General features: G+C 36.1%; 27 protein-coding genes. 15 read left to right on the top strand and 12 right to left on the bottom strand.

The window, feature by feature from the left end; translation table 11 throughout:
- Positions 1-183: 183 nt before the first annotated feature.
- From Q0W04_RS07030 to Q0W04_RS07010, 5 genes are all read left to right on the top strand, one after another.
- Positions 184-1701 (top strand): TrkH family potassium uptake protein, encoded by a 1518-nt coding sequence (locus Q0W04_RS07030; protein ID WP_298501425.1) that lies wholly within the window; start codon positions 184-186, stop codon positions 1699-1701.
- Positions 1702-2456: 755 nt separating this feature from the next.
- Positions 2457-3887 carry a flippase gene (locus tag Q0W04_RS07025; RefSeq protein ID WP_298501424.1) on the top strand — a complete coding sequence of 477 codons (1431 nt, stop codon included), beginning with the start codon at positions 2457-2459 and terminating at the stop codon, positions 3885-3887.
- 143 nt (positions 3888-4030) lie between these two features.
- The gene (locus tag Q0W04_RS07020) at positions 4031-4582 is read left to right on the top strand and encodes a hypothetical protein (protein WP_298501423.1); all 552 of its coding nucleotides are present in this window, start codon (positions 4031-4033) and stop codon (positions 4580-4582) included.
- A 248-nt stretch (positions 4583-4830) separates the two neighbouring features.
- A complete protein-coding gene (locus Q0W04_RS07015; RefSeq protein WP_298501422.1) occupies positions 4831-5109 on the top strand; it encodes a hypothetical protein in 279 nt (92 codons plus the stop codon).
- Positions 5110-5111: 2 nt separating this feature from the next.
- Positions 5112-5504 carry a type II toxin-antitoxin system VapC family toxin gene (locus tag Q0W04_RS07010; RefSeq protein WP_298501421.1) on the top strand — a complete coding sequence of 131 codons (393 nt, stop codon included), beginning with the start codon at positions 5112-5114 and terminating at the stop codon, positions 5502-5504.
- A gap of 24 nt (positions 5505-5528) precedes the next feature.
- On the opposite strand, the gene Q0W04_RS07005 is transcribed toward Q0W04_RS07010, so the two are convergent.
- A complete protein-coding gene (locus tag Q0W04_RS07005; protein WP_298501420.1) occupies positions 5529-5789 on the bottom strand; it encodes a hypothetical protein in 261 nt (86 codons plus the stop codon).
- Positions 5786-6634 (bottom strand): site-specific integrase, encoded by an 849-nt coding sequence (locus tag Q0W04_RS07000; RefSeq protein WP_298501419.1) that lies wholly within the window; start codon positions 6632-6634, stop codon positions 5786-5788. Before Q0W04_RS07000 ends, Q0W04_RS07005 begins: the two co-directional genes overlap by 4 nt.
- Positions 6635-7497: 863 nt before the next feature.
- Between Q0W04_RS07000 and Q0W04_RS06995 the strand changes: the two genes are divergently transcribed.
- Complete coding sequence (locus Q0W04_RS06995; protein ID WP_298501418.1) at positions 7498-7800, top strand: hypothetical protein; 303 nt, start codon at positions 7498-7500, stop codon at positions 7798-7800.
- Positions 7801-7882: 82 nt separating this feature from the next.
- On the opposite strand, the gene Q0W04_RS06990 is transcribed toward Q0W04_RS06995, so the two are convergent.
- Genes Q0W04_RS06990 through Q0W04_RS06980 form a run of 3 tightly spaced genes read right to left on the bottom strand, consistent with a single transcriptional unit; the run spans position 7883 to position 10369 of the window.
- Positions 7883-8620, bottom strand: coding sequence for a DUF4013 domain-containing protein (locus Q0W04_RS06990; protein WP_298501417.1), 738 nt, complete (start codon positions 8618-8620; stop codon positions 7883-7885).
- A gap of 46 nt (positions 8621-8666) precedes the next feature.
- On the bottom strand, positions 8667-9758 hold the full coding sequence (locus tag Q0W04_RS06985; protein ID WP_298501416.1) for a radical SAM protein: 1092 nt from the start codon (positions 9756-9758) through the stop codon (positions 8667-8669).
- Positions 9755-10369, bottom strand: coding sequence for a TetR/AcrR family transcriptional regulator (locus Q0W04_RS06980; protein WP_298501415.1), 615 nt, complete (start codon positions 10367-10369; stop codon positions 9755-9757). The genes Q0W04_RS06985 and Q0W04_RS06980 overlap by 4 nt, the downstream gene beginning before the upstream one ends.
- A 158-nt stretch (positions 10370-10527) precedes the next feature.
- Here Q0W04_RS06980 and Q0W04_RS06975 point away from each other — a divergent pair, with 158 nt between their 5' ends.
- On the top strand, positions 10528-10716 hold the full coding sequence (locus tag Q0W04_RS06975; RefSeq protein ID WP_298501414.1) for a hypothetical protein: 189 nt from the start codon (positions 10528-10530) through the stop codon (positions 10714-10716).
- A 99-nt stretch (positions 10717-10815) separates the two neighbouring features.
- Here Q0W04_RS06975 and Q0W04_RS06970 read toward each other — a convergent pair whose 3' ends face one another.
- Complete coding sequence (locus Q0W04_RS06970; RefSeq protein WP_298501413.1) at positions 10816-11463, bottom strand: DUF3244 domain-containing protein; 648 nt, start codon at positions 11461-11463, stop codon at positions 10816-10818.
- A gap of 86 nt (positions 11464-11549) precedes the next feature.
- On the opposite strand from Q0W04_RS06970, the gene Q0W04_RS06965 reads away from it, so the two are divergent.
- Together Q0W04_RS06965 and Q0W04_RS06960 are read left to right on the top strand one after the other, a co-directional pair.
- A complete protein-coding gene (locus tag Q0W04_RS06965) occupies positions 11550-12686 on the top strand; it encodes a TMEM175 family protein (RefSeq protein WP_298501412.1) in 1137 nt (378 codons plus the stop codon).
- A complete protein-coding gene (locus Q0W04_RS06960) occupies positions 12687-13085 on the top strand; it encodes a PaaI family thioesterase (RefSeq protein WP_298501411.1) in 399 nt (132 codons plus the stop codon).
- 39 nt (positions 13086-13124) lie between these two features.
- On the opposite strand, the gene Q0W04_RS06955 is transcribed toward Q0W04_RS06960, so the two are convergent.
- Both Q0W04_RS06955 and Q0W04_RS06950 read right to left on the bottom strand, forming a co-directional pair.
- Complete coding sequence (locus Q0W04_RS06955; protein ID WP_298501410.1) at positions 13125-13940, bottom strand: Ig-like domain repeat protein; 816 nt, start codon at positions 13938-13940, stop codon at positions 13125-13127.
- A 62-nt stretch (positions 13941-14002) separates the two neighbouring features.
- On the bottom strand, positions 14003-14227 hold the full coding sequence (locus Q0W04_RS06950) for a hypothetical protein (protein ID WP_298501409.1): 225 nt from the start codon (positions 14225-14227) through the stop codon (positions 14003-14005).
- A 251-nt stretch (positions 14228-14478) separates the two neighbouring features.
- Here Q0W04_RS06950 and Q0W04_RS06945 point away from each other — a divergent pair, with 251 nt between their 5' ends.
- Both Q0W04_RS06945 and Q0W04_RS06940 read left to right on the top strand, forming a co-directional pair.
- Positions 14479-15951, top strand: a complete 1473-nt coding sequence (locus tag Q0W04_RS06945) for an AAA family ATPase (protein ID WP_298501408.1) — start codon at positions 14479-14481, stop codon at positions 15949-15951.
- Positions 15944-16129 (top strand): hypothetical protein, encoded by a 186-nt coding sequence (locus Q0W04_RS06940; RefSeq protein WP_298501407.1) that lies wholly within the window; start codon positions 15944-15946, stop codon positions 16127-16129. The genes Q0W04_RS06945 and Q0W04_RS06940 overlap by 8 nt, the downstream gene beginning before the upstream one ends.
- 286 nt (positions 16130-16415) lie before the next feature.
- On the opposite strand, the gene Q0W04_RS06935 is transcribed toward Q0W04_RS06940, so the two are convergent.
- Positions 16416-17660, bottom strand: coding sequence for an aspartate kinase (locus Q0W04_RS06935; RefSeq protein WP_298501406.1), 1245 nt, complete (start codon positions 17658-17660; stop codon positions 16416-16418).
- Positions 17661-17756: 96 nt separating this feature from the next.
- Here Q0W04_RS06935 and Q0W04_RS06930 point away from each other — a divergent pair, with 96 nt between their 5' ends.
- The 4 genes from Q0W04_RS06930 (at position 17757) to Q0W04_RS06915 (ending at position 19928) form a co-directional block, all read left to right on the top strand.
- A complete protein-coding gene (locus Q0W04_RS06930) occupies positions 17757-17885 on the top strand; it encodes a hypothetical protein (protein WP_298501405.1) in 129 nt (42 codons plus the stop codon).
- Complete coding sequence (locus Q0W04_RS06925; protein ID WP_298501404.1) at positions 17882-18508, top strand: hypothetical protein; 627 nt, start codon at positions 17882-17884, stop codon at positions 18506-18508. Before Q0W04_RS06930 ends, Q0W04_RS06925 begins: the two co-directional genes overlap by 4 nt.
- Before the next feature lie 129 nt (positions 18509-18637).
- Positions 18638-19561, top strand: a complete 924-nt coding sequence (locus tag Q0W04_RS06920; RefSeq protein WP_298501403.1) for a glycosyltransferase family 2 protein — start codon at positions 18638-18640, stop codon at positions 19559-19561.
- Positions 19551-19928: a GtrA family protein gene (locus Q0W04_RS06915; protein WP_298501402.1), complete on the top strand. Its 378-nt coding sequence runs from the start codon at positions 19551-19553 to the stop codon at positions 19926-19928. Before Q0W04_RS06920 ends, Q0W04_RS06915 begins: the two co-directional genes overlap by 11 nt.
- A 16-nt stretch (positions 19929-19944) precedes the next feature.
- On the opposite strand, the gene Q0W04_RS06910 is transcribed toward Q0W04_RS06915, so the two are convergent.
- The 3 genes from Q0W04_RS06910 to Q0W04_RS06900 all read right to left on the bottom strand — a co-directional run.
- Positions 19945-21246, bottom strand: coding sequence for a hypothetical protein (locus tag Q0W04_RS06910; RefSeq protein WP_298501401.1), 1302 nt, complete (start codon positions 21244-21246; stop codon positions 19945-19947).
- Between the two features lie 278 nt (positions 21247-21524).
- Positions 21525-22733: a class I SAM-dependent methyltransferase gene (locus tag Q0W04_RS06905; protein WP_298501400.1), complete on the bottom strand. Its 1209-nt coding sequence runs from the start codon at positions 22731-22733 to the stop codon at positions 21525-21527.
- Between the two features lie 171 nt (positions 22734-22904).
- Positions 22905-25454: Ig-like domain repeat protein (locus Q0W04_RS06900; protein WP_298501399.1), on the bottom strand; the 2550-nt coding region annotated here is incomplete at its 5' end.

The following is a 25454-nucleotide window of genomic DNA, read 5'->3' as shown; positions in this document are numbered from 1 at the left end:
GTTCTTTTTAAGTATTTTAATTAAGTTATTTTTTTACTTTTTGTAGTGTGGTTTTGGTAGGTTCATCGTGTTGCCGCATTATCATTTTTTAAAATAGATTATCGGGGCCACATGCTGAAAATGTTTAAAATAGGTTTTAAATATCATAATTTAAGTTAATGGGCGGACTTATAAATTACAGTTTTGATATCTAATGAGCAGGAAAGTTTCAATACTTTTTGTCACATCACAAGATTAAGATTATATACCTTTTATTTAATATCATATATTGATGAGTATATTTCACGAACTGATTTAAAGATTGTTGCAAGAAACTCCGGAATACTTATGGTTGGAATAGGCATAATGTGTTTAATTCCAATTATAGTTGATTTAATTTATTTTGAATTTGATGTGTTCAGTTTCATTGTTCCGGGAGCAATTTCTATGGGGCTAGGTTATTTTTTCATGAAATACTTCGATGCATATACTTCTAAAAGGATAAGGCTAAAACATGGGATGATGATTTCATCTTTTGCATGGTTTTGGGCGGGTCTTGTTGGAGGTATTGTTATTACGCTATCAACAAATATTCCTATTATTGATGGTGTTTTTGAAAGTGTTTCGGCGTTAACTGGCACTGGAATAACAATATTTGAAAATGTGGAAATATTGCCTTATAGCATACTCTTTTTCAGAGCTTTAGAACAATGGGTTGGAGGATTGGGTGTAATTGTTGTTATGCTCAGGTTTATTACTCCAGGTTCAATATCTTCAAGACTTTACCAGTCCGAAGCTCGTGATGAAAGATTAAAGCCAAGTATTAAATCCACAATTGAAGAAACCTTGAAGATTTATGGAGTATATACTTTATTGGGCATAATATTATATGTTCTTGCCGGAATGCCTATTTTTGATGCTGTCTGCAATACTTTCTGTATAATTTCTACAGGAGGCATGGCCGTTAAGAATGCTAATATCGGGTACTATCAAAATGATTTAATATATTTGATTTCGATAATCGTAATGATATTGGGTGCCACTAGCTTTTTAGTGCATTATAAAATAATTAAAACGAAAGGGAAATCATTAATAGAGGATTTGCAATTTAAAGTAATCATTTCCATAATAGCGTTTGTCAGTTTGATGCTTTATTTAGTTTCTGACATTATTCCAATGGAATTAGTATTTACAGTAACTTCTGTTATTACAACAACTGGTGCCAGTGTAGCTTCAGTGGATGCAATGGCAAGTTGGCCAGCATTTGTAATACTCAGTTTAATGGCTATGATGTTAATAGGTGGTTCAAACGGTTCTACAGTAGGTGCAATAAAACTTGTCCGTACAATTATATTCTGTAAAGGAATATACGCAAGTATTAAAGAAATCTTATCGCCCGAAGGCAGAATCGTACCTGTAAAACTAAATGGGCATCAAATATCTGAAAAAGCGATCGGGGAAGCTGGAAAATTCATCGTGCTTTATCTTATATTCATATTTATAACATGGGCATTATTCTGTTTATTTGGATATGATCCATTCAAAAGCCTGTTTGCGGCAATGTCACTTCAGGGAAACAATGGTTTGGAGCTGGGAATAGTTAACCATACCTTAAACCCTATATTAAAGATAGTCAGTATGATGGACATGTGGACTGGAAGACTGGAGATATATCCAGTATTGGTACTGTTTAGAGTAGGATTTGAAATATTCAAAAGATAATTCCACTTTTGAATCAATTTGAAAACATAATGTCTGGTTTGAATCGGAGTGCTGAAAAAAGGATATGCAAACTCGGATGTGATTCAGATATTAAAATAATTAGGATTATAAATTACTATTTATCATAAATATGCAAGAATACCCCAACTTCTTAAAAGTTGGCGGAAGTTCAATTTTAAAAGTAGGATGGTTCCACCTAATTTCTGCACAAGCAATCGTATAGATTTCCGTGTTTATTTTTCTTTTTTTAAAATAAGTAATATTCTTCTTTTTTAAACTATTTTAAGATGTAAATGAGCACTTACATTCGAAAAACTATTTATATGGCTTTGTATAAACTAATAAACCGGTCTGATATGTTCGTTGAAAATGAAAACATCACTGCCTGAAATTAATCAAGGTGATTATTATGATTGATTATTGGACTAGAGATCTAATTCATTAGGTATTATGACTGTTGAACTATACTCAATTTGGAGGTGAAAATATGACTTTTGAGGAAGCTGTTGAGGAAATTTGGAGATATAACGGTTTGATTTAAGTGCAAAATTAAATGAGTGGAGGGATCAATTCTGAGGATAAACAATCACTCGAAAACGCCACCTGTCTGGCGTGAATATGGCTGGCAGGTGGCTTTAATATGGCTATTTTTAATTAAAACAAATGCATTTTTACTTTTTTTAGATATATGTTATACATTGATTTTATAATGTTTAAAAAACATAAATTATACTATTAGTTTTTAAGATGATTTCATGAGCAGTGTGAAAAAAATATTTTCAAATATGGGATGGCTGGTAAGTTCGCAGCTGATTATTACGGTCTGCACATTTATATGGACCATAATAATTGCCAGATATCTTGGCGTTGAAGAATACGGCATTTATGGATTTGCCATTTCCCTAACCGGAATACTTATCATCATAGCTGATTTTGGAATCAACACCCATATCGTCAGGGACGTATCGACGGACAATTCTTTAGCATCAAAATATCTGGGCAATGCGATTCCGTTGAAATCGGTTTTTTCCATTGCCGCATTCCTGGTGATGCTTGCGGTCTTGTTTTTGATGCAATGCAATGAACTTACAGTCAAGGTCACAATGCTTTTTGCAATTGAGATGATTATTAAATCTTTCTGCAATCTATTGAATGGAACTTTCCAGGCTTTTGAAAAGGTCAAATATCAGGCTGCTGCAAACAATATTCGGCATGTCATTCTTCTGATTTTCATTATCGTTTCGATTTATACGGATATGGGCATTTTTGTAATTGCCGTTTCATACATTCTCTCGAATGTCATTGCATTGGCCTACGGATATTATGCCCTGAAAAGACACATTGTAAATCCCAAATATGAGTTGGATAGGCAATTCTGCAGGAAAATCACTGTTTTATCCCTCCCATTTGCAATTACGGGAATTTTGTTTTCTGCATATTACTATATCGACATCATAATGGTTGAACACCTTGTCGGAAGCTATGCTGCCGGAATCTATAATGCAACATACAAGCTGATTCCCGTGCAGAACATTCTGGTTTCAATTTACGCTGCTGTAATTTTTCCGGTAATGAGCAAGTTTTTTAAAAGCAATGATGGGTCTATGCTGTTTTTCAGCTATGAAAAGTCAGTCAAATATATGCTGATGCTTATCATTCCGTTCAGCGTTCTAATTGTTATCTATTCTCCTGCACTGATTCAGTTAATCTATGGAGATGAGTATGATTCCGCTTCAGGAGTGCTTTCTGTTTTAATCTGGACAGTAGCTATTCTGTTTGTTTTGGCTCCCGGAACAAATCTTTTGAACTCATCTCATAAGGAAATGACCGTCAATAAGATTTATATCTTTGGGGCAGCAGTAAATGTCATTTTGAATCTGATTTTAATTCCTCGCTTTTCATATTATGGTGCGGCGGTTTCAACAATTTTAAGTTATGCGCTGATTGCAGCAATACAGAGGATTTCAATCTGCCGTCTGGGCCACGGATTCAACAAAAAGATATTTTTGGACATATTTAAGATTATTGTCGGGGCTCTGGTTTTGGGAGTCGTTTTCCATTTCATAACTCCAAACATATGGCTGGCGCTTCCTTTGGCGATTGTTATTTATTTCCCGCTGATTTGTCTTTTAGGAGCATTTGACGGGGATGACAAACGCATCATCAGAGATGTTTTGGGCAGATAATCAGTCTTTGAGCCTGAAAACATGGCCTTTAAATATTGCTAAGTATATAATAATTAATGATTGTAGTTGCAGGGATGACAATTCCAGTTGGAGCATAAGTCTCTGACTTCTTTTTGACTAATAACAGATGAATGTTGGTTTTCATGTTTACATATCCGAAAGTTTTAAAACGAAAAGAGATTAAAAAAATTTCCAAATATCCGTGTGATGATAAAATCAAAGATGCGTATCTTAAATATCTGACAAATTATTCCTTTGAGGAATTTGCGGGATTCTGTCAGGATAATGGTGGTGATTTGGAAGAGTCAGTCTTAAGGTTTGCCGATTTGCAGCTGGAGCGATTCAAGCCCAATTCCCTAATCTGGATTTCTCATGTGATGGTCAACTTCATGGTATATGTGGATGTTAATCTGGATTGCGGGGAGTGCTATGACGCCTACGCTTCCGCTCTTCAGCTGACAGTCCTTTCCTGTGCCATGAAAATGGTGATTGACAAAATTTCCTTTGATGAGGTTCCATTTCCTGTTCATTCCAAAATCTGTTTTGATAAAATTATGGAAAGATGCCCTGATTTTAAATATAATTTAAAAACAGACTGCACTCTGGCGTATAAATCATTCAACAATGATTTCGGTTTTACGCCGGATGAGTTCTACCATAAAATGAGAAATCATTTTGCCGATGAAGGCTATTAATTTCTTTAAATATTTTCATATGCTTTTTATGAATAATTATGTGCTTCTTAAACAAATTGAAGATAATATAATGTTTTTAGAAAACTACAGTGTTATATTATTTTTATTATAATCTATTTTTTTAGTAGTTGATGTGGATTAGCTTTTAGTGTTCTTCCTATTTTATCCTTTTCCAAAAGATTAATATATTATTATAAAAATATATTAGTATACAAATATACAATGAATTTTTTTGGAAGTGATTTTGAATGGCAACAACAATTAGGATAAATGAAGAGATTAAACAATTGTTGAAATTGAAGAGTGTTGAAACAGGAATTACACAATTGGATTTGGCAAACAGGTACATTTTAAAAGGTCTTAAAGAAGATGACACTCCAACTAATGTAATGAGCATTAGTGATATTGAAGCAATGTTGTCTTTTGATAAACCTGAAGGAGATAAAAACTTAGAAAAATTAGATGGAGTTTTACACTCTGATGTACCAACCAACAGTGTAGAATTAAAGAAAAGTAGTTACAGATAAACATGATATTTTTAGACAGCACATACCTTATTGGATTGATGATTGATAATGATGACTATCACGAACAAGCACATCAACTAAGACCCATCATCGACAAAGAAAGAAAACTAATAAACAACACAGTACTCGTTGAAGTACTCAATAGCCTAAAAAAGAACAACCATAAAATCGGACTAGATGAAATAGTGGACACTTTATTAAACTTGGATAAAGTGGTTTTTCTTACCAGTGAAGATTATAATGAAAGTTTAAAATTATTTAAATATTATAATTTAAGTGTTAACTATTCTGATTGTACAATAGTGAAAACAATGATGGATAATAATGTTTCTGTTGTTGTGTCATTTGATTCAGACTTTGATAAAATCAAGGGAATAAGAAGAATCTATTTATAAAAAAAGAATTGGGAAAATATATTATTATTTCCCAATCATGCTTTTTAGACTGTCAATGTCGAATTTAAGCCTGTCCAATTCTAGTTTCAGTTCGTTTTTCTCATTTTCTATTTTTACAAATTCTGGTGATTTGACGTGCAGTTTTTTAACTTCTGTGTTGATGGTTACTGCCTGCAGATGTTCGATGTATTGGTATTTTAAATCTTCAGGATTGATCATGAAGTATGCCTGATCTGTTTTATTTTTTGCTTTTCCCTGCAAGTCATTAACATCATCGAGGCTCATGCCGTCATTATATAATGCAGATCATGGAATTTCCGTAGCATGTGACTTCTGAATCTGTTATAGTTGCCAATTTTTCCAAGTCCCAAATTATCATTAATTTTTTGAAAATTAACTGTGAAATAATTTACAGCCATCTTAAAGAGTTTGGATTCATTGGTGACTTTATCAGTGCGAGATAGTATGTGTGCGTTGATTGCTTTTACTGCTTCTGGGCTGCAATATGTGGTGTAGTATTTGTTGGTCTTTTTACGGAGAATATTGAAAGTGGGAATGATTGTTTCATCATCTTCGATTATATCAATCACCTCAAATATATCCATGTCTTTTTGTGGTAGATATTCAGACAATGCATCAATATAATCTTGTATAGTTAGACTTAGTGTTTCTGCCCTTGCACATCCGCTGGAGCAAATAAAAAGTCTTGCTGCCTTCATAACGGGACTGGTAATACTTAATGCTTTTCTGATGATTTCCTTATCAGGTAAATCACTGAAATAAATGGGTTGTGGCTTTTTAATGGATTTTTCATTGATTTTTGGAAGTTCGTAGATTTCAATATCATAAAATTTGTAGAACTTGATGACATTTATCATCACGGATTTCACTGTGTTCAATGCATAGTTTTCTAATAAGTATTGCCTGAATTCTAGAAGTCTGGTTTTGATTCGGTGATGTTTCCATTTGATTCCTTTGTTTTCATCACTTTCTGCTTCTTTTAGAAGTTCATTGAGTTCCATTTCATAATAAGTTCCATATTTTTCCAATGAATATGTGTATAATCTTTGTGTGCCTGGTGAATGGTTGTATGTAACAAATATTGCTCTTAACAGTTCATGGTTTTTCATAGTTTTTCAGCTCCTTAAAGTGTTTGTAAAAATATTTTTGAAAAGAGCCAAAAGTAACAATTTAGGATAAGTATACAATAATATTGATACATTGTTTCCAACAACATCTATAATTAAAAATATTGACATTGCCTGATTAATCTTTATTTTTCTATAAAACACTTATTTTTCTTTTTTTACTATTTTTAAGATGTAAGTGAGCACTTACATTCGAAAAACTATCTATATGGCATTGTATAAACTAATTAATAGGTCTGATGTGTTCATTGAACTTGAAAACATTACTGGCCTGAAATTATCAAATGATTGTCGGACTAGAAATATTATTCATTAGGTATTATGGCTGTTGAACAATACTCGATTTGGAGGTGAGAATATGACTTTTGAGGAAGCTGTTGAGGAAATTTGGAGATATAACGGTTTGATTTAAGTGTATAATTGATTTGATTGGGGGTGAAAATATGACTTTTGAGGAAGCTGTTGAGGAAATTTGGAGATATAACGGTTTGATTTAAGTGCAAAATTAAATGAGTGGAGGAATCAACTCTGACGATAAACAATCACTCGAAAACGCCACCTTCTGGTGTGAATATGGCTGGCAGGTGGCTTTAACATGACTATTTTTAATACAATTTTTAACTGTTTTTTGCTAAAATGCGGTGTGAGTACACTTCAATTATTATTAACATATGCCAAATGCAATTTTACTTTTTTTTAGATTTTCATGCCAGATTTATAGCTTCTTTAAGCCCGAGAGGTTCAATGACAAAGCCCTTAAAAACTTTAATATTGTCATTTTTTGGAAAAATAATTTAAAGGGGTGCAACAAATATTATAATAACTAACTGATTAAGGGTTTTATAATGGCAAAAATGGAAATTGAGTTAACTGATGAACAAATGGAAAAGGTTGAAATTTTAAAGTCAAAAGGTGTTGACATCGGTGAGGCAATTGACCTTCTTTTCGGACTTCAAAATGAAATTATTGGCCAGTTTGAAGAACAGAAACAGGAAAAGAACCTTATGGAAAAAATCACTGATTCCACTTTTGATTCAAAAATCAAGACTGAACTCCTGAAAAAGAATTATGATGAAGACAAATCCTATGACCTATCCGTACTGGATGCAAAACATAAGGTTAAATGGTCTGAATTTTTCAAATTATAAAAAAAAGAATTTAATGGAAAAGCTTCCATTAAATTAAACTATTTTTTTAAAACTTTCTTTTTTGTGCAATGATCGCTTATATTTAAGCTATATCGGAATATAATAATCCCATTACTCTGTTTTCATAGAACAGTAACCATGCATCGAACATTGAAGCAAATATTGCAACCACAACAGCTATTACTGCTGAAGAAGCAATGCTTAAGATTAATCCGAGGATGAATGACAATACAAAGATTATTACAAATCCTACAACTGTTGCTACAACCATGGTTATGATTACTTTTCCGATTCCGATTGCCTGAAGGTCTTCGATTGCCCCTCCGATATCTAATGCATGGCCTAAACTGTCTGTTTTAGCCAGTCTGCATATTCCTATTGCAAGTGCAAATGCGAAGATTATTGCAATTATCAAACCGAGGATTGTGGCAAGCCAGCTTTGGAATATTACTCCTAAGACTACCATGACAATTATCGGAACTATCATGTATACGACACACACGATGATGTATTTGATACCGTTCATAATCTGTCTTGCAAAGTCAATTTCCGGAGCGTCCGCTCTTCTTTCTATTGAGAATTTTATAACGTCTGTTGAAAATCCGAGCATCAGAAAGGATATGCACAATACCAGTATGATGCCTATTATACCTAATATAGGGCCTGACTGAAATTTGACGGTACCTGATGTCATTCCTGTAGTGCCTGTCAGTACCTCTATGATTCCGATTACAAATCCCAAAACAATATAAAGCAGCAGCGCTTTGATGTTTGAGGTCGGATATTTGATTGCGTCTGTAATTATTTCGCCTAATTCCATTATATCACCTGATTATTCTTTTATTGGTCGGATTATATAAAAATGACTATTTTTCCAGAAGCCTTTCCACTTCACTTTGACGATCAAAAAGAACGCATCCTCCTTCATGCTCGTCAATCAGAAGCCCTCCTTCACGAAGTGATTTGAAAAGTTTTGAGTTTAGAGCTTCAAGAAGTGAAGTGTTCCTGACATTGATGTCTGAATATGGTGATGCGGGACATGGCTCGGCACCTCCATGGGAGTTGATGTGGAAAAATCCTCTTCCCGCTGCAAGACATCCTCCGGATTGCTTTTCATCTCCTGGAAAAGATAAAAACAGCATGTCGGAGTACTTGTCTCTTAAATGTTCTATTTTTTCTGTAAGCTTTTCCCTTTCATCATCACGTGGTGCGATATGGAGGGTGTCTTTGTTTACAGGAACGTATTCAATGAAAAACAAGACCCTGCATCCCAAATCATAAAGCTGGCTTATGAATGCCTCTTCACCAATCGAGCTGAGATTTGCGCGTGTAAACGTAACTGATGCTCCGAAAATGATGTTTTTCTGTTTCATTGTCTGCATCGAATCTATGACCTTTTCGTAAACTCCTTCGCCTCTTCTTGAATCGGTAACGTTTTCATCTCCCTCAATGGAAATGACCGGAACGAGATTTCTGTTTTTGTCAAACAGTTTAAGGTAACTTTTATCCATCATTGTTCCGTTAGTAAATATTGGAAACAGGATTTCAGGATGGTTTGAGGCCTTTTTAATAATGTCTTCTCTTAAAAGCGGTTCTCCTCCTGCAAGAACGATAAAGCTGATTCCAAGTTCCTTGGCCTGGATGAATATGTCCTCCCATTCGGTGTCTGTAAGCTGGTTTTGAGGGGCATCGTCGCTGCATGAGCTGTTGGCCCTTGAATAGCATCCGGTGCAGTGAAGGTTGCAGCTGCTTGTAACGCTTGCAATGAGAAATGCCGGAATGTTTTGGCCGTTTTCAGCATGATGTTGTCTTGTTTTTGTGGCATTTCTTGCGGATTTTGCAAATTTTCGAATATAGAGAATTTCCTTTGGATTTTTCAGGGATGTTTTGATGGCATCCTTGAGGATGTATTCCACGCCGTCTGCAAGGTATTCCTGCACATCAAAACTGTCGCTCATGGCTTCACCCTCACGCTTTCAAAAAGAAATTTCGCATGCTCTTCGGTTTCATCAAAAAAGCTTTCAAGAATCTCTTCGGGAATGTCGTCATATGTTGCGCATATCTCCAAAAGCAGATAAATCGGAAAGCTGAAGTACTGCTTTGCCAAAAGTTTCGGGTTGCAATCACCTCTTATGACACCCTTTTGGATTAGCATTGAAAACAGGCTTTCCCAGAATACAAGCGGTTTTGTAAGCACTTCGGTTTGGAAAAATTCCCTGATTTTCTCGCTGTGGTGCATCTGAATCAGGATGAGCTTCCATATCTTTAGGTTTCTGTCCTCAAACAGCATGTTCTTTACTGCTTCTGATCCTGTGTGATAGAAAAGTTCCGGATTTTCCAGAAGCGGGTTGTCTTCGCTTATTTTGATTGCTTCATCGTCGATGTCAAACTCCTTTGTGAAATAATCGAATATGTCCATCAGTATTGCTTCTTTTGATGAGTAATGACTGTATATTGAGCTTTTTTTGATTCCAACCTCTTCAGCAATTTCTCTTAGTGAAACGGAATCATAGCCCTTTTTTGAAAATAAATCTAGTGATACGTTGAATATTTTTTCTTTAGTATTCATATTTCCTACCTACCGTTCGTTAGTTAAAGTTTGGCTTTGACAGTATTTAAAGTTAACTGATAAAATTCTAAAACTAAAATTTAAGCTATGAGACTTAAAAATTATATTATGATAAAAATATAAATGATATACAATCAATTAAAAAGGAGTATAATACAATGAATATCAAACCCGATAATCGAAGTGCGAGTTTCAGTGCTTTTAAAAGGACTGATGACCCGGAAGTATTCGGGCTTGCACGTGAAAGGGAACAAGACCCGACCATATTGTCAGGTAAGGATATGGTCTATTCTTTTTATAAGTTGATGGGTATGGAAATAGACTACGATGATATTTTTGCAGATTAGGGAGAGTTTTTCTCTCCGGTTCTTTTTTTTAGAAAAACAGAAAAAGTCAACATTCTCATTGGAGGATGTTTTCAAAAATTAAAAAAAAATAATTGGGGGTTATAGAGAATCTGGGTCTATAACCTTTCCGTTTGAATCATATTCCTTCAATACTCTTCCGCCGTCTGAATCATAGTAGTTGTCATAATATTCGGATCCTCCTGAAGATGAAGAGGAACTTGAAGATGATGAAGACCTTGAGCTTGATGAATATGTGTATGTTGTATGAGATGTTGAAGAGGAACTTCCTGTCTGTGATGCGGAATCTTCTTCAAGTGTCTGCTCAATCAGTGTTGAGTTTTCCACACTTTCATTGGTTACGTCTCCGGAGATTGTTATTTCCTGAGAAATGCTGCTTGCGGAATAGTTTTCATCCCCGTCAAATGTTATGTTGACGTTATATTTTCCGGCGCTCATGTTCTCCAGCTTGATGATGCCTACGCCGGTTGAATGGGTTTTGACGCTATCTGCGTATACTACTTCGCCCTTATCGTTTTTAAGTTCTACATTGACTTTCTTGTCACTTAAAGAACCGTTTGTATCACCTGCAAGCTTAACGTATACGGTTCCGTTTTCTGCAATGTCTCCGGTGTTGAGGATGGAAAGTGTTGTGTGCTCGGCTTCAACGCCCGGTGAAAATATCATGCTGCCGACTATGGCCGCTATAAAAACGATAACAACAAAAATTATAATGTCCTTTATCTCCATTTTAATCACTCATATAACTTTTTAATTTAATGTTATATAATGTTTGCCTTACTGTTTTTTATAATATTAAATTCAAATTATTATCCATGGACACTACACGTTTTGAAACATTCATGGATGCGGTTCTTGCAATAATTATTACTGTTCTTGTCCTGAAGCTCACCCAGCCTGAAAGCGCAACTTGGGGAGCTCTTTTGGGGCTGAACATGAGGTATATGACTTATCTTGCATGTTTTATAATAATATTCAACACCTGGTACAATGACCACAACCTCTTTCAGATGGTTGGGGAAATCAACAACAAGGTCGTTCTGGTATACGGGGTTTTGATATTTGTAATATCGCTTGTGCCGTACTTTGCAACATGGGTGGCCCTCAATCCGACCTCACTTGCAGCCCAATCGATGTTCGGGCTTCTCTTTATTGCCACAAACGCTCTTTATACATTGTCCACATATCTTATCGTTCGGGCAAACCCCTATAACGAAAAGCTTAAAAAGGTCAATCTCAGGGATTGGAGGCGCTACGTTCCTTTTGTGATTATCTTTATCGGATTTGCGCTGACCTACACTGTCTATCCTCAGGGAGTCTATGTATCATGTATCGCAGCAACGTTCTACTGGCTGGTTCTGGCAATCATTGCCAAATCACCGATTGAAAGCAGCGAAAGGTTTGAGGCGCTCTTTGATGCAATCGTTGCGATTATCCTTACCGTAATCGTTCTGGAGATACCTATGGCAGCAGGCGGTTCATGGGAGGCTCTATTTGAGGTAAGGCTTGAGTTTATTGCCTACATTATCAGTTTTATCGTATGCTTTAATTTCTGGAACTACAACAACAATCTCTTTACAATCGTCAACCGGATTGACGGAAAGGTCATCTGGTCGATTGCAGCATCGATGTTTGTACTGTCTCTCATTCCATATCTTTCAACATTCGTTGCCGAGAACTTCTATTCGTTTGTGGCCCAGCTGTGCTACGGACTTGACTTTATTGTGGTGGCATGCCTTTCGATTGTTACAGCAAAGGCCCTTAAAAGGACAGATCCGGCCAACGTCGCTCTTTTGATGGCTCTTGATTACACTCATCTGCTTTCAACCGTAATAGTTGTTGGAGTTGGAATCATTATAGGATATTTTGCATATCCTCCGGCAATCATTGTTTCATGTCTTGTTTCAATACTGTTTGTTTGGATGTGGCCACATATTAAAAAGGTGTTATAAATGGTTAATTTTGATACATTGGAAAGTGCAAGGGAATTTTTCTACAAGGACAAGTTTGCAGTCGATACCGGAATCACATTGGATGAGCTTACCGAAGAGTACGCCCTCTGCTCGCTTGAGCTTACCGACGGGCACAGAAATGCCTACGGCGGCGTAATGGGAGGGGTCATATTTACTCTGGCAGATTTTGCCTTTGCCGTTTTGTCAAACCAGATTCATCAGCTCACTGTAGCCCAGCAGGTTGACATTCACTATTTGTCTGCTCCTAAAGGCGATAAGCTCTTTGCAAAGGCAACATGCAGAAAAAGCGGGCGCACATCATCAATAATCAATGTGGATATAAGCGATGATGCCGGCCGTGACGTGGCGCAGTTTATAGGAACCGGTTTCAAGTTATGAAAAAAATAAAAAAATAGTTTGAGTTTAAAAAAACTCAAATTATTTGATTGTAAGTTTTCCGTTTTTGGTAACGGATTTGTAGGTATTGTCACCTGCGAACTTTACTGAAAAACTGTATGTCTTTTTCTTTTTGATGTTCACTTTAAGGGTTGCAACACCTTTCTTGTCTGTTTTTACGTTGTATGTCTTACCGTTTATCTTGAAGGTAACTTTTTTGTTTGCAAGAATCTTTCCCCTTGAAGTCTTGAGGGTTGCAGTGATCTTTTTGGTTTTTGCACTTGCCTTGTAGCTTTTGTTTGCTGTTGTAAGCTTAGGGGTCTGCTTTTTGATTGTGATTTTGGCAACGCCGAAGGATGCCTTGTTGTCGTCATCTCCCTTATAGAAAACTGCAAATGTGTGTGATGAAGGTTCGGTTGCTTTTGCAAGATTGATCTGCAGTTTGGCAACACCATTGTTGTTGGTGGTTATTAAATGTTTGGCACCGTTGAATCCGACTTCAATGGTTTTGTTTGAAAGTCTTTGGCCTGCAGAATTAATAAGGGTTACAGTGAAGTAGTCTCCTTTCTTGCCGTCAATGCTTGGATTTATTGCGGTTGTAGTCATATCGCTGTAAATGAGCATTGTGGAATATCTGTCTGCGGTAAGAACATTGTCTGTCTCGCTGCTTTTAAGGTTTGATGTATCTGAATCGCTTGCCACTGAAATGACATCTGATTGCGTACTTAAATCCGCACTTTCGGCAACATCGGCATTTTCAACACCTGTTGCAGTTGAATTCAGTTCCGCCGCACAGACAGAACCGATGGAGAATATAAGTACGAAAAATAAAATCAAACTGAACTTTTTAAATTTCATAAAATCCTCTCAAAAAATTGATTGATATATATTTATGGATGCGACCATTAAAAAGGTTATGGTTACTGTCCCTCGCTGTGGGCGTATGCGTCGTATGCTGAAAATATCCTTATGATGATTCCGATGACTGTCTGGGCTGGGATTACTCCGGTAAAGAGAAGTGCAAACCACACAATCAGAAATCCGAAAAGGAATTTCAGACCTCTTCCCACTTCGCCTTTAATCAGTTGTCCAAGCCCCGGAACGAAAAAGGAACATACTGCTTGAGCCAATTTGTCCAAATCCATGATATTATATTTATGTTTTATATTATTTAATGATTTGTTGGTTTTCGTTTGGAAATGGTTCTGTTTTAATATTGATTTGATAAGGTAAAATTGCTCTGGGTCAGTAAAATTGCTTTAAGAGCAAAGTAAATTGTTATATATCAGGTCACATTAACATATTTGTGAAAATACACCGTGTCGCAGTTTAAAAAATATCATAAGTCTTAAAACATAACCTAATATTGTCAAAAAACAATATTCGGTGATAAAAAATGACTGTCAAAAAGCGATTGAATGAAATAAAATCAGATTATGACTTTAATAGTCAAAAGCAATGTGATAATATGCGTAAATTCAACATTAAAGATTTTGGACCTATTGAAAATGCTCAAATGTCTGTTTTGCCGTTGACTGTACTTGTTGGACAAAACAGCTCCGGCAAATCATACTGTACAAAGCTGTACCACTCCATTCTCACAGCCATCGATGATGTGGATTCATTTTCGATGGGTTCCTTTCAAACCTTAAGCAAAAACAGTCCTGAAATGTTCGATGATTTCAACGCTCGGATGATGGAATACCTCAAATCAAAGCCGAATTTCTTTGACGATCCATTTGTCTGTGACGCTGGGGAGTTTGACAAGCTGTTTTATTGCGGTATAATTCGCCATCACGTATGTTTGATTGAAAAGTCCCTGAAGGAGAATTTCATTGGTGATTTGAACATGCTGAATGCAGGCGTTTCAGGCAAATCCTTTGAAATTGCACTTGATGAGATTGAATTTTCAAACGCTTGCGGAACCCTGTTAAGTGATGGTCTGCTTAAAATCACTCAAAACAAAATCAAGCTGAAAAATAAACTGCTTTTTGAACTTAAAAGAGCCGGTGATAAGATGTTAATTTATCTGGACTATTTGGCTTTGTCCAATCTTTTCAATGATTCGCAAGCGTTTTCGGCAGTTTTTTATCTGGCTTTGGCAAGCGCATATGCCGAAAGGCAAAAGGAAAAGTCCCTCTACATCCCCGCATCCGCCCAATCGACAACCGACAAGTTCAAGTCAATTCTTTTCGATGAGCTCTCGGGACTTAAACTGACTTCCAATATAGAAAAGGATATGCTGTTCAGCTATTTGAACAACGAGAGGGTGGTGAAAAACGAAACTTTCTTTAAAATTGCCTGTCAAATTGAAAGGGATGTTTTAAACGGTGAGGTTAAATTCAAAAACAACGGAGTTTATGAGGACTTGGTCTTTCTTGATTATACCTGCGGATGTGAGTTTGATTATGGGCTTGTTTCATCATCGGTTAAACAGTTGACTCCTCTGATTAATTATCTGAAATACGAACTGGACGTTGGAGATACGTTGATTATTGAAGAAATTGAAAATCATCTCCATCCGGCAAACCAAAGAAGTCTGGTCAGGCATCTGGTAAATCTCGTTAATGCGGGATTGAATATAATTCTGACAACTCACAGCGACTACATTCTTGAGCAGTTCAACAATTTCATCAGGCTTTCAAATGTCAGTGATGATGGATTGTCTGATTTGGGATTTGAAAAAAGGGACATCCTGGACGTTAATGATGTTGCAATTTACAATTTCAAAAGAAATCCATTTGAAATTGTCCGATTTGATATTAACAGGACAGGTTTTCTTGATGGTGCTTTTCAGGAGGTTATTGAGGAGCTGTATCAGGAATCCTGTGCAATCATTAATTCAAAGGAGGTGGGATTTGATGGGTAAAGTCGATTGCGTTATGGAAGCTTGCAGGGAAAGTTATGATAAAGGTGTTTCTCAGGGCATTTCTCAGGGCATTTCTCAAAGCTGCGAAGAAATTGCTATTAATCTTTTAAAGGATGGTGATTCATTTGAAAAGATTGCAAGGTGCACCGGCCTTCACTGGAAAGGATTCGTGAGCTGAATGAAACCCTTTGATTTTTCAACCTATCACTTTATATTGGATGAAAATAAAAATAATAACGACTATTAACAAGTCGTGAAAAATAATCTTCGAGGCTGCACTGCCGTAGCTTCGAATTTTTTAATATAATCTTAATTGTTGCATATCACAACATTAACATAAACCGCCTGAAAAAAACCGTTCGAATGCTTTAACCGACACCAAATTAAACTAAATATTCAAAATGAAAACTATGATTTAATTGATGCTGCATTCAATAATATCAATCGGCACTATTTTTTTAAAGCTATTGGTTAGCCTCATCTATAGGTTCATCCAGAATTTCCTTAATCAGTGAGCATGCCTTCTTGCCGTCAGCCCACTCAACAAGTATGACAAGTGATGTCTGTGAGGAGTTGATTTCAATGATGTTGATTCTGTTTTTTCTCAAAGGCTCGGTAACGTCGGATATGATGCTTGGCTTTTCAATGACGTCGGGAGATACCAGAGTAATCATTGCAATGTCACGTCCAAGTGAAAGGGAGTCGAATATGTCGCTTTTTAAAACAAGATTGTGGAGAATGTGATATGCTCTCTGGGCATCGCATTTGTCGATGAATGTGGTGATTGAATTTTCGCCTGCTGAAATCTTGTAGATGTTTATTCCGTTTTCAGCCAGACAGTTTGTAACGTCCCTTAAAGGCCCAACCTTTTCAAGCATTGACTCGCCGACAATGGCAATTATTGACAAAGGTTCTTTGTATAGCGTAACTGATTTTTTGGATGTGTCCTCAAATGGGCCTATGATGTTTGTACCGTAGGCGGTAAGGTCCTCATGGGTGAAGTTGATGATTTTCACGTTCATTTTAGGGTCCTTGTATTTAAGAGCATGTGGATTTATGATAGGAGAGCCCTTTGTTGCCAGCGTGCGGATTTCCTCAACTGAAATTTCATTTAAAAGCTTTGCCTTTGCGATTTGTCTTGGATCGCTTGACATGACCCCGTCAACGTCTGTTATTATGACGACTTCCCTTGCCTCAAGACAGTTTCCGAGGATGAATGCGGTAATGTCGCTTCCGCCACGTCCTAAAGTGGTTATTTCCCCGCCGTGGCCTTTTGCAAGAAAACCTGGAATGATTGGGATTTCACCGGCTTTTAAGATGCTTTCGATGTTGTGGACCATTTTGGATGTGATGTCAAAATCGATTTTTGCCTCAAGGAAGTTGGAATCTGTAATGATTGGCCAGTCCTCGTCGTAAGGGTCCATATAATGTGCCTTAAGGCCCAATGCCTCAACGGCACCAGCAAAAATTCTTGCACTTGTTCTCTCACCCATCGCCATGATTTCAGCCATCTGTCTGTCGGTAAGTGTGTTTCCAACAGCATCTTTTGAAAGACTTATCAAATCATCGGTGGTTTTGTTTACTGCAGATACAACAACAACTACTTTCTTGTCTTTCATAACTTCCTTTGCAACAGATTTGGCTGCCTTTTTAATCAACTCGCCGTTTGCAAGAGAACTTCCATCAAATTTTGCTACTATCAAATCCATGATTTAATATTTGGTGGAATGTTAAATATAATTTTTCGTTGAATCCGCTTCATTTATATTGCACCGATTACAGAATAATCTTAACTAGGTGGGATTATGGCAAAGTTCAATATTACTTCAAAGGGAAGAAAATTCTCTAATTTCGATGGTTTTCAAGCAGGCTGTCTTGGAGTATTTTTAATATTCTCCATAATGGCAATGCTGATTATGCTGGGGGCAATATGATGGATGATTTGGAATTTGGCAATTACGATTACTTTCTTGACAAGCCGAACTATTTTGCGTCCCTTATTTTTCCGGGCCTTGCCTATTTCGATTCATACGCTTCACTATACAAAAAGAAAACCAAAATCAAGGGGATAATATTTGTCGTTTTGGGACTTGCTGTTTTGGTTATGGCCGGCATAAACTATTCTATGCTCATTGAAGGAGACATTAATCCTGCAGCTTTTGTTTTGTCGCTGTATTATATTATTATCTTTGAAGTGTTTCAAAATCCCAAGCCGATGTTTTTCGAATCATGGCTTTACTTCTTTTTTGCGGCATTTCTTTTGAGATTGCTGTCGCTCTGGGAGCTCTACTGCCAGACATCCACAGAAAACTATTATAAGATGCAGGTAATATCTCAGATGGGTGAAAAAGAAAGGCAGTTCATGCGCCTGGTAACAGACGTCATCAAAAACCCCAACAAAAAAGTTGAGACAACCGGACCCTTCTACTGGCAGGGAAGGAAAATGTATTTTCAGAAGGTATCCAAGGACGTCTTAACGGATGAAGCCAAATCCGTTGCGGGAATTATGCGCCAGTATATCGATGATGAGGCCAGAAGAATGATTGAAAACCAGTAAATGCTTTTAGGATAATTAGTTTGGTGTTGGGTGTTTTGTTTGGCTGTTAATTATTTGTTTTGCTTGCAGTGTTTGGAAATGTAGTCTGGAAATATAGTATTATATAATACTTCCAATAAAGTAATTAATATGGAACTGTTAAGTATTGTCGTGCCCTGTTTTAATGAGGAAGATTCGGTTGAGATATTTTACTCGGAAGTTAAAAAAGTTTTGACCGATTGTGATTTTGAGGTTATTTTTGTAAACGACGGGTCATCCGATGATACTTTATCTAAAATTAAAGGATTGGCTTGTGAGTTCTCAAATGTTAAATACATATCATTTTCACGTAATTTTGGAAAGGAATCCGCACTTTATGCTGGTTTAAAGGCTTCTGTTGGAGATTTGGTCTGTGTGATGGATGTTGACCTGCAGGATCCTCCTAGCATGCTTCCGGAGATGATTTCTGAAATCGGTGAGTATGATATAGTTGCCACACGTCGTGTAACCCGTAAGGGTGAGCCTGTTATAAAGTCATTTTTTGCAAGGATGTTTTATAAGTTGTTTAATAGGGTTTCCAAAATTGATTTGGTGGATGGGGCCCGTGACTATCGTGTTATGACCCGTCAGGTCGTAGATGCTATTTTGGAGCTTGAAGAATATAATCGCTTTTCAAAAGGGCTCTTTCAGTGGGTAGGTTTTAATACAAAATGGCTTGAATATGAAAACATTGAAAGAGTTGCAGGTGAGACCAGCTGGTCTTTTTGGAGTTTGTTTTCCTATTCAATTGAAGGGATTGTGGCGTTTACTGCTGTGCCATTGTCAATTTCTACATTTTTCGGCATGATATTTTCAATAATTGCATTTTTGCTTCTGATTTTTATTGCAATTAGAACTTTATTCTTTTCAAATCCAGTTGCAGGTTGGACATCACTTGTATGTGTAATTTTGCTTTTAGGTGGAATACAGCTCTTTTCAATTGGAATTTTGGGAAAATATCTGGAAAAAACCTATACTGAGATTAAAAATCGTCCAATTTATATCATTAAGGAGACAAATATAGATGAAACTTAGCCGTGAGATATTCTGGTATGTGGTTTTTGGAATTCTGACAACGCTGGTTAATATCGTTGTCTATTTTGTATTTGCTCATGTTTTGGGTGTCAATTATCTGATTTCAAATGTTGTGGCATGGTTTTTATCAGTGCTGCTTGCTTATGTAACTAATAGGCGTTGGGTATTCGAATCAAAAAGTTCAAACATCTTAAAGGAATGTGGACTCTTTTTTGGAGGGCGTCTGTTTTCAGGTGTTGTTGATACAGGTCTGATGTGGCTGTTCATTGATGTTTTGACTTTAAATGACGGAATATCAAAAATAGTGATTCAGGTAATCGTTGTTGTCTTGAATTATGTCATATCCAAACTCGTTGTTTTTAAATAATGAATAATCAGGATATTTAATCCTGATTCTGTTTTTCCATTTCTATTTCTTTTAGGATTTCATCAAGAAGGTCAGATTCATCTTGTGGTTCATTTTGAGGTTCATCTATTTTCTCTTCATTTTCTATATCTCTGCCTAGCATTTCATTTATATCATCCAGACTTAAATCCTCAAGTTCTGATTCCAAATCAGTATAATAACTATCTTCTACATAATTTGGTGTTGCATTTGCTGTCTGTTGCGGTTCTGCTTTTTTAGGTGTTGATTTTGCTGAAACCAAACTGTTAAAGTCATTTGGTCTTAAATTCAGCTTAAAGCATAGGCTTATAAAGATAATCAATATTAAATAAAACACCAGTAAGTTTGAATATAGGTTATTCTGTTCGATTATTAACATAATGATTGAATTTGCAAGTGGAGCCACATAAACAAGATATATGTCTTTTGATTTGGCTATAAAACTAATCAAAACAAGCAAAGCTATTGAAAAAATCATATACAGTATTGGATTGTTAAACAGTCCGTTCAAAATGAAGTTTTCTCTAAACAAGCCGACATATGAATCGACGGATTCATAGTTGCCGTGTCTAATATTTGCTTGGCTTAAACTTTCATATTCTGCTTGTGGATTGTCATTAATTGCTGAGAAGAATTGGGTCTTAGCATTTTCAAGATTAATCTCCTCTTCAAATGCATCATTTGTTTGGATATTTGCAGTGTCCGGTTGAATGTCAAAGATGAAATTTAGAGATCCCACAAAAAGTAGGAACACTACTGCAATACCAACAAAACTCACTAATGTATTTCTGGAGATATTTCTTGAAAGTAAGTAATATGCGATTGCTATTAGACATATTACTGCAATAATTATTCCATAACTGTTCAGTCCACTCATAATTGCTATTGTTAATGCCATTAGGATGATTAACTTGTTGTTGATTTCACCGTTTTTGTCAATCATTACTTTAATTAAAAAACTCAAGAACAGTACTGAATAACTGAATAGGACATTGCTTGATAAAGTCACTGAATAAACTGCATTTATCGGAATCAGACAGATAATTAATGTTAAAATAAACTGAACAAAATATTGGCTGTTTTTTGTTGAATCATCACGATGGTACTTGCAGATTATCGTCCAGATTGCTGCAAATATCAGAATCTGAAAAGCACCAATAAAAAGAGGTGTTTTGAAAATTTTTATAAATAGCATTACCAGTAATGTGTGCAATATCGGACTTGCAGTTGTAAACTGGCCTGTAGCTATCTGGTGGAGCTGGCTGAATGAAGCAGCTGTTAAAACACCCGGATTATACATGAAAAGATATAATGAAAAGATTAAAATAGGTAATATAAAAATAATTAAATCTCTGTAGTTAAATTTCAGCGTTCCTTTTAATTCAGTTGAGTTTAAATTCATACTTACTACTTTGTTTTTTAAAGTATTTAATTAATTTCGTTTATCATGTGTTTCAAAAAAAATAAATTTAATGCTCTCCAACTATTTGGAGATTCTGTTGTTAATTTAAATAAAAACCAACACAATGACATGGCGAGGGGGTATTTTAAAAATAAAAAGAAATGATGGTGGTTAAATTAAAACAGCACGCTTGGTGCAGTGAATTTTTCCCATTCAAAGTGAAGTTCCACGACCTCACCATCTTTTACTTTTTTTCTGAAAACATATGAATTGTCATGGCATGCCGCAATTGGTTCATTGATCATATTTTCATTATCTATTAGGAGACTGGTATATTTGACGCTGCTTGGTACACGTCTGCCGGATACGCGAACGTCTGGTCCTCTAAGAGATATTTTCAATTCACCATCTTTAACACATTTCAATGTAATGTCAAAAGACTTCTCTTTTGTTTTTAAAACGGCACCTTTACCTTCCGGATATTCAAACCAACTTGGGAATTCAATATCTACATTTGAGGAATATATGATTTCAACTGGGTCTTTTGAATAATTGTTATTTATAATGTCGACTCTTGCGCTATCAGAAATATTGTGGTCATTAGCACCAAATAAATTGCCATACAAATCAACACATGAATTAAATAATTTAGAACAGTCTTCAGAGTAGTTTCCTGCTATAAATTCTTTATATTTGGCAAAATCAACTTCAAATGGGTATTTATACCATGAAGTGCATAATGCATGGAAAAGGTCTTTAATGTTGTCTTTAGTTGAATTATCAATAATGAATGCGCCGATATTTGACATAGGGTATGTTGATAATGTCCATTTCATATTGGAACGGACTGATGAATATAATATTCCTGAAGAAAATTTTGCAGTGTCAATGTTGCTGTATCTTGCACCTCTGAGTCTCATGCAATTAAAATGAATGTCGTGAAGAATAACAATACATCCTTCCTTAAGTTGGGGAAGTGCTGCTAAAAAGGTTAAACATTCACCAGGCATAATGTGGGTGGTGTCGATTATAATACAGTCAATATCGTTTCCGATTTCTTTATAAACGTCTATATAATCATATCCGCCATACAATTTCCAGTTTTCAACAGGCCCCAAGTCCTTAGCCATATATCCGCTCAATTTGGATTTGTCTTTATACATATATTTTGCGACATCGACGGAAAATAATTCTGCATCTTCATCCCTCCACTTTAAAAGGTTTACAGTATTTCCACCGGATGCTATGCCCACTTCAACGATTTTTTTAGGGTGGTATGTTTTTATGAAATGTTTTAAAAACCAAATTTCCTCTTCAGTCATCTCCACATTAACTCTATTATCATCATCACTTAATTTATCAGGTATTAATTCAACTTCTACCATATTTTTTCACCTTAGATTTAAAAATGTAATTTACCTATTTTATGTTTTTTATGAAACAAAATATAAAAACTTTAGGGATTTGAATTTTCAGTTTTCAGATTTGTGCTGTATTGCTGTTTTGAGCAAATGTTCATGTTTATAAAAAAATTAATAAGAGAGAATTTAATCTCCCTAGTTAATTTTTATATTTGCGGTTGCCTTACTTGCAGCGTATGTGTTATCTCCTGCGTAGCTGACGGTGGCTTTGAAGGTTCCTTTCTTGTTGATGTTCAACTTGAAGGTTGCCTGACCTTTATCGTTTGTTTTTGCAGTGTAGGTTTTGCCGTTTAAGGACAGGGTAATAGTTTTACCTGACCCGAGATATGTTTTGCCGTCTGCAGATGAACCCTTGATTGTTTTTAGGGTTACTGTGTATGATTTGGTTTTTGCGCTTGCCTTGTAGGTTTTTGCCGGAGCTGTGAGACTTGTTGTCTTTTTGTTGATGGTGATTTTGTATACTTCAAATGAAGCGTCGTAGTCATCATCACCTAAAAATGCCACAGCAAATGTTAAGGTGTTTGCAGCAAGCAAGTTGATTTGCACCTGTACAAATCCGTCCTTGTCACTTTCCAATACAAGGCATTTACCGTTGTATCCAATGTTTACAATTTTATTGGCCAGTGGTGTGCCACTTGCATCGGTTAATTTGACTTTAAAGAATCCTCCTCTTTCACCCGCAAAGAAATCTACAGCGTATTGGGTGTAGTTTTCACCGATGATTTTTGTAGGAGCTCTTACATCAGCAATGTTTTTAAGGGCAATTGTAGTGTTTGAGGCTATGAACTCATTTTTACCTTCAAAGATTACTGTAACCTGAGTGTTGTCCTGGGCGTGAACTGTGAACACTCCTTTTTCATTTGTTTTAACGGTAACGGTTGCTGTTCCCATTTTAACGGCGAGCTCTGCGTTTGCAACTCCATTTCCTTCAATATCTTTCAATACACCTTCAATTACACATTCACCGGTTACCTGAGTAATGGAAATGTATGTGTTGATGTTATCTACAACATTCAAGATGCCTGATTGTGTTGATGAATTGTATTTTTCATCGCCTGAATAGAAAACAGTATACGGATATTTTCCTTTCGCTAATTTTGGCATATCAATGTTTACTTTACCGTTTGTTATGTTGTAGGTATAGTCGTTGTGGTTTATTGTTAATGTTACATTTCCTTTTGCATCACTTGGCAGTTGGATTTCACATGTGTTTCTGTCTATGTTTACTTTCATGTCTGGGTCTATTTTTTTGCTTGGTTGGGTGTTGTTTATTGTTATGTTGCCTGTTGTGTTTGCGGATGTGTATTTGGTGTCTCCTGAGTAGGTTATTGTGTATGTGTAGTTTCCGTCTGGTAGTTCTGGTAGTTTTATGTTTGCAATGCCGTTTGTTATTGTGTATGGGTAGTTGGTATTGTTTATGTTTAGTGTTACGGTTCCTGTTGCGTCGTTTGGTAGTGTGACTGTGGCAGTTCCGTTTTCAAAAGGACTTACTTCCATATTCGGATCTATTGTTTTGTTTTCAGGAGTTTCATTGTAATAGTAATTGTCTGCAATTTTGTTGTCATTTCCTCTTAAAGTGATAAGTTTTTTGTCAGTTTCATCACTATTGATGAATGAATTCTGAGTAACTTCAGTATTGTTTCCAACACCATAAATTGCAGTTGCGGTTAATGCGGTATTGCCTTTAAACTTATTGGCTTTGACATTAATTCCATTACCATTTAACCTTAAAGCTCCACCTGCATGTTCCGGCCCAACATGGTTCTCTGTGAAGTTGTTTTCAGTGATTGTTATATTGTTTCCTGAGATGTAACTTGCTCCTGAGTGGGTACCTGCAGTGTTGTTTGTGAAGTTGTTTTGTGTTAGTGTGTTGTTGCTTCCTTCGATGTATGTTGCTCCTCCAGAGGATTTTGCAACGTTATCTGTGAATGTGTTGTTTTTGATTTGTGCGTTGTTTGTTTTTATTAGTGCTGCTCCGGCTAGTTTTTCTGCGGTGTTGTTGTTGATTTTGTTGTTTGTTATTGTTGCTGTGTCTCCGGTTAGGTAGATTGCTCCTGCGCTGTCTCCGGCTGTGGCTGTGTTTATATTGTTGTTTGTTATTTGTGTTTGTTTTCCGTTGGTGTAGATTGCTCCTCCGCTTGTTTTTGAGCTGGTTTTTGTTATGTTGTTGTTTGTGATTGTGTTTTCGTTTCCGTTTATGTTTATGGTTCCTCCGGCTCCTGTGGTTGCTTTGTTTTCGTTGAATGTGTTTTTATTAATGTTTATTTTGTTTGCTGTTATGTATAGTGCTCCTCCGCTTTGTGCGGTGTTGTTGTTGAAGTTGTTTTGTGTTATTTGTCCTGTGTTTGCGTTGTCGTATCGGATTGCTCCTGCTACGTTGTTTGCTGTGTTTTGTGTGAAGTTGTTTTGTGTTATTGTGTTGTTGTCACCTTCAATGTATAATGCTCCGCCTGTAACCTTTGCTTTGTTTTGTGTGAAATCGTTGTTTTTGATTTCTGTGTTGTTTGATTTGATTTGTATTGCTCCTGCGAGGTTGTTTGCTTGGTTGTTGTTGAAGTTATTTTTCTCGAGGGTAATTTTTTCACCTTCGATGTATAATGCTCCTCCAGAAGATTTTGCAATATTGTCTGTGAATGTGTTGTTTTTGATTTGTGCGTTGTTTGTTTTTATTAGTGCTGCTCCGGC

The organism is uncultured Methanobrevibacter sp. (assembly GCF_947170395.1).
Classification (GTDB): Archaea; Methanobacteriota; Methanobacteria; order Methanobacteriales; family Methanobacteriaceae; genus Methanocatella.
The sequence above is the reverse complement of the archived record's forward strand: the minus strand, read 5'-3'. Positions and strand labels throughout refer to the sequence as shown.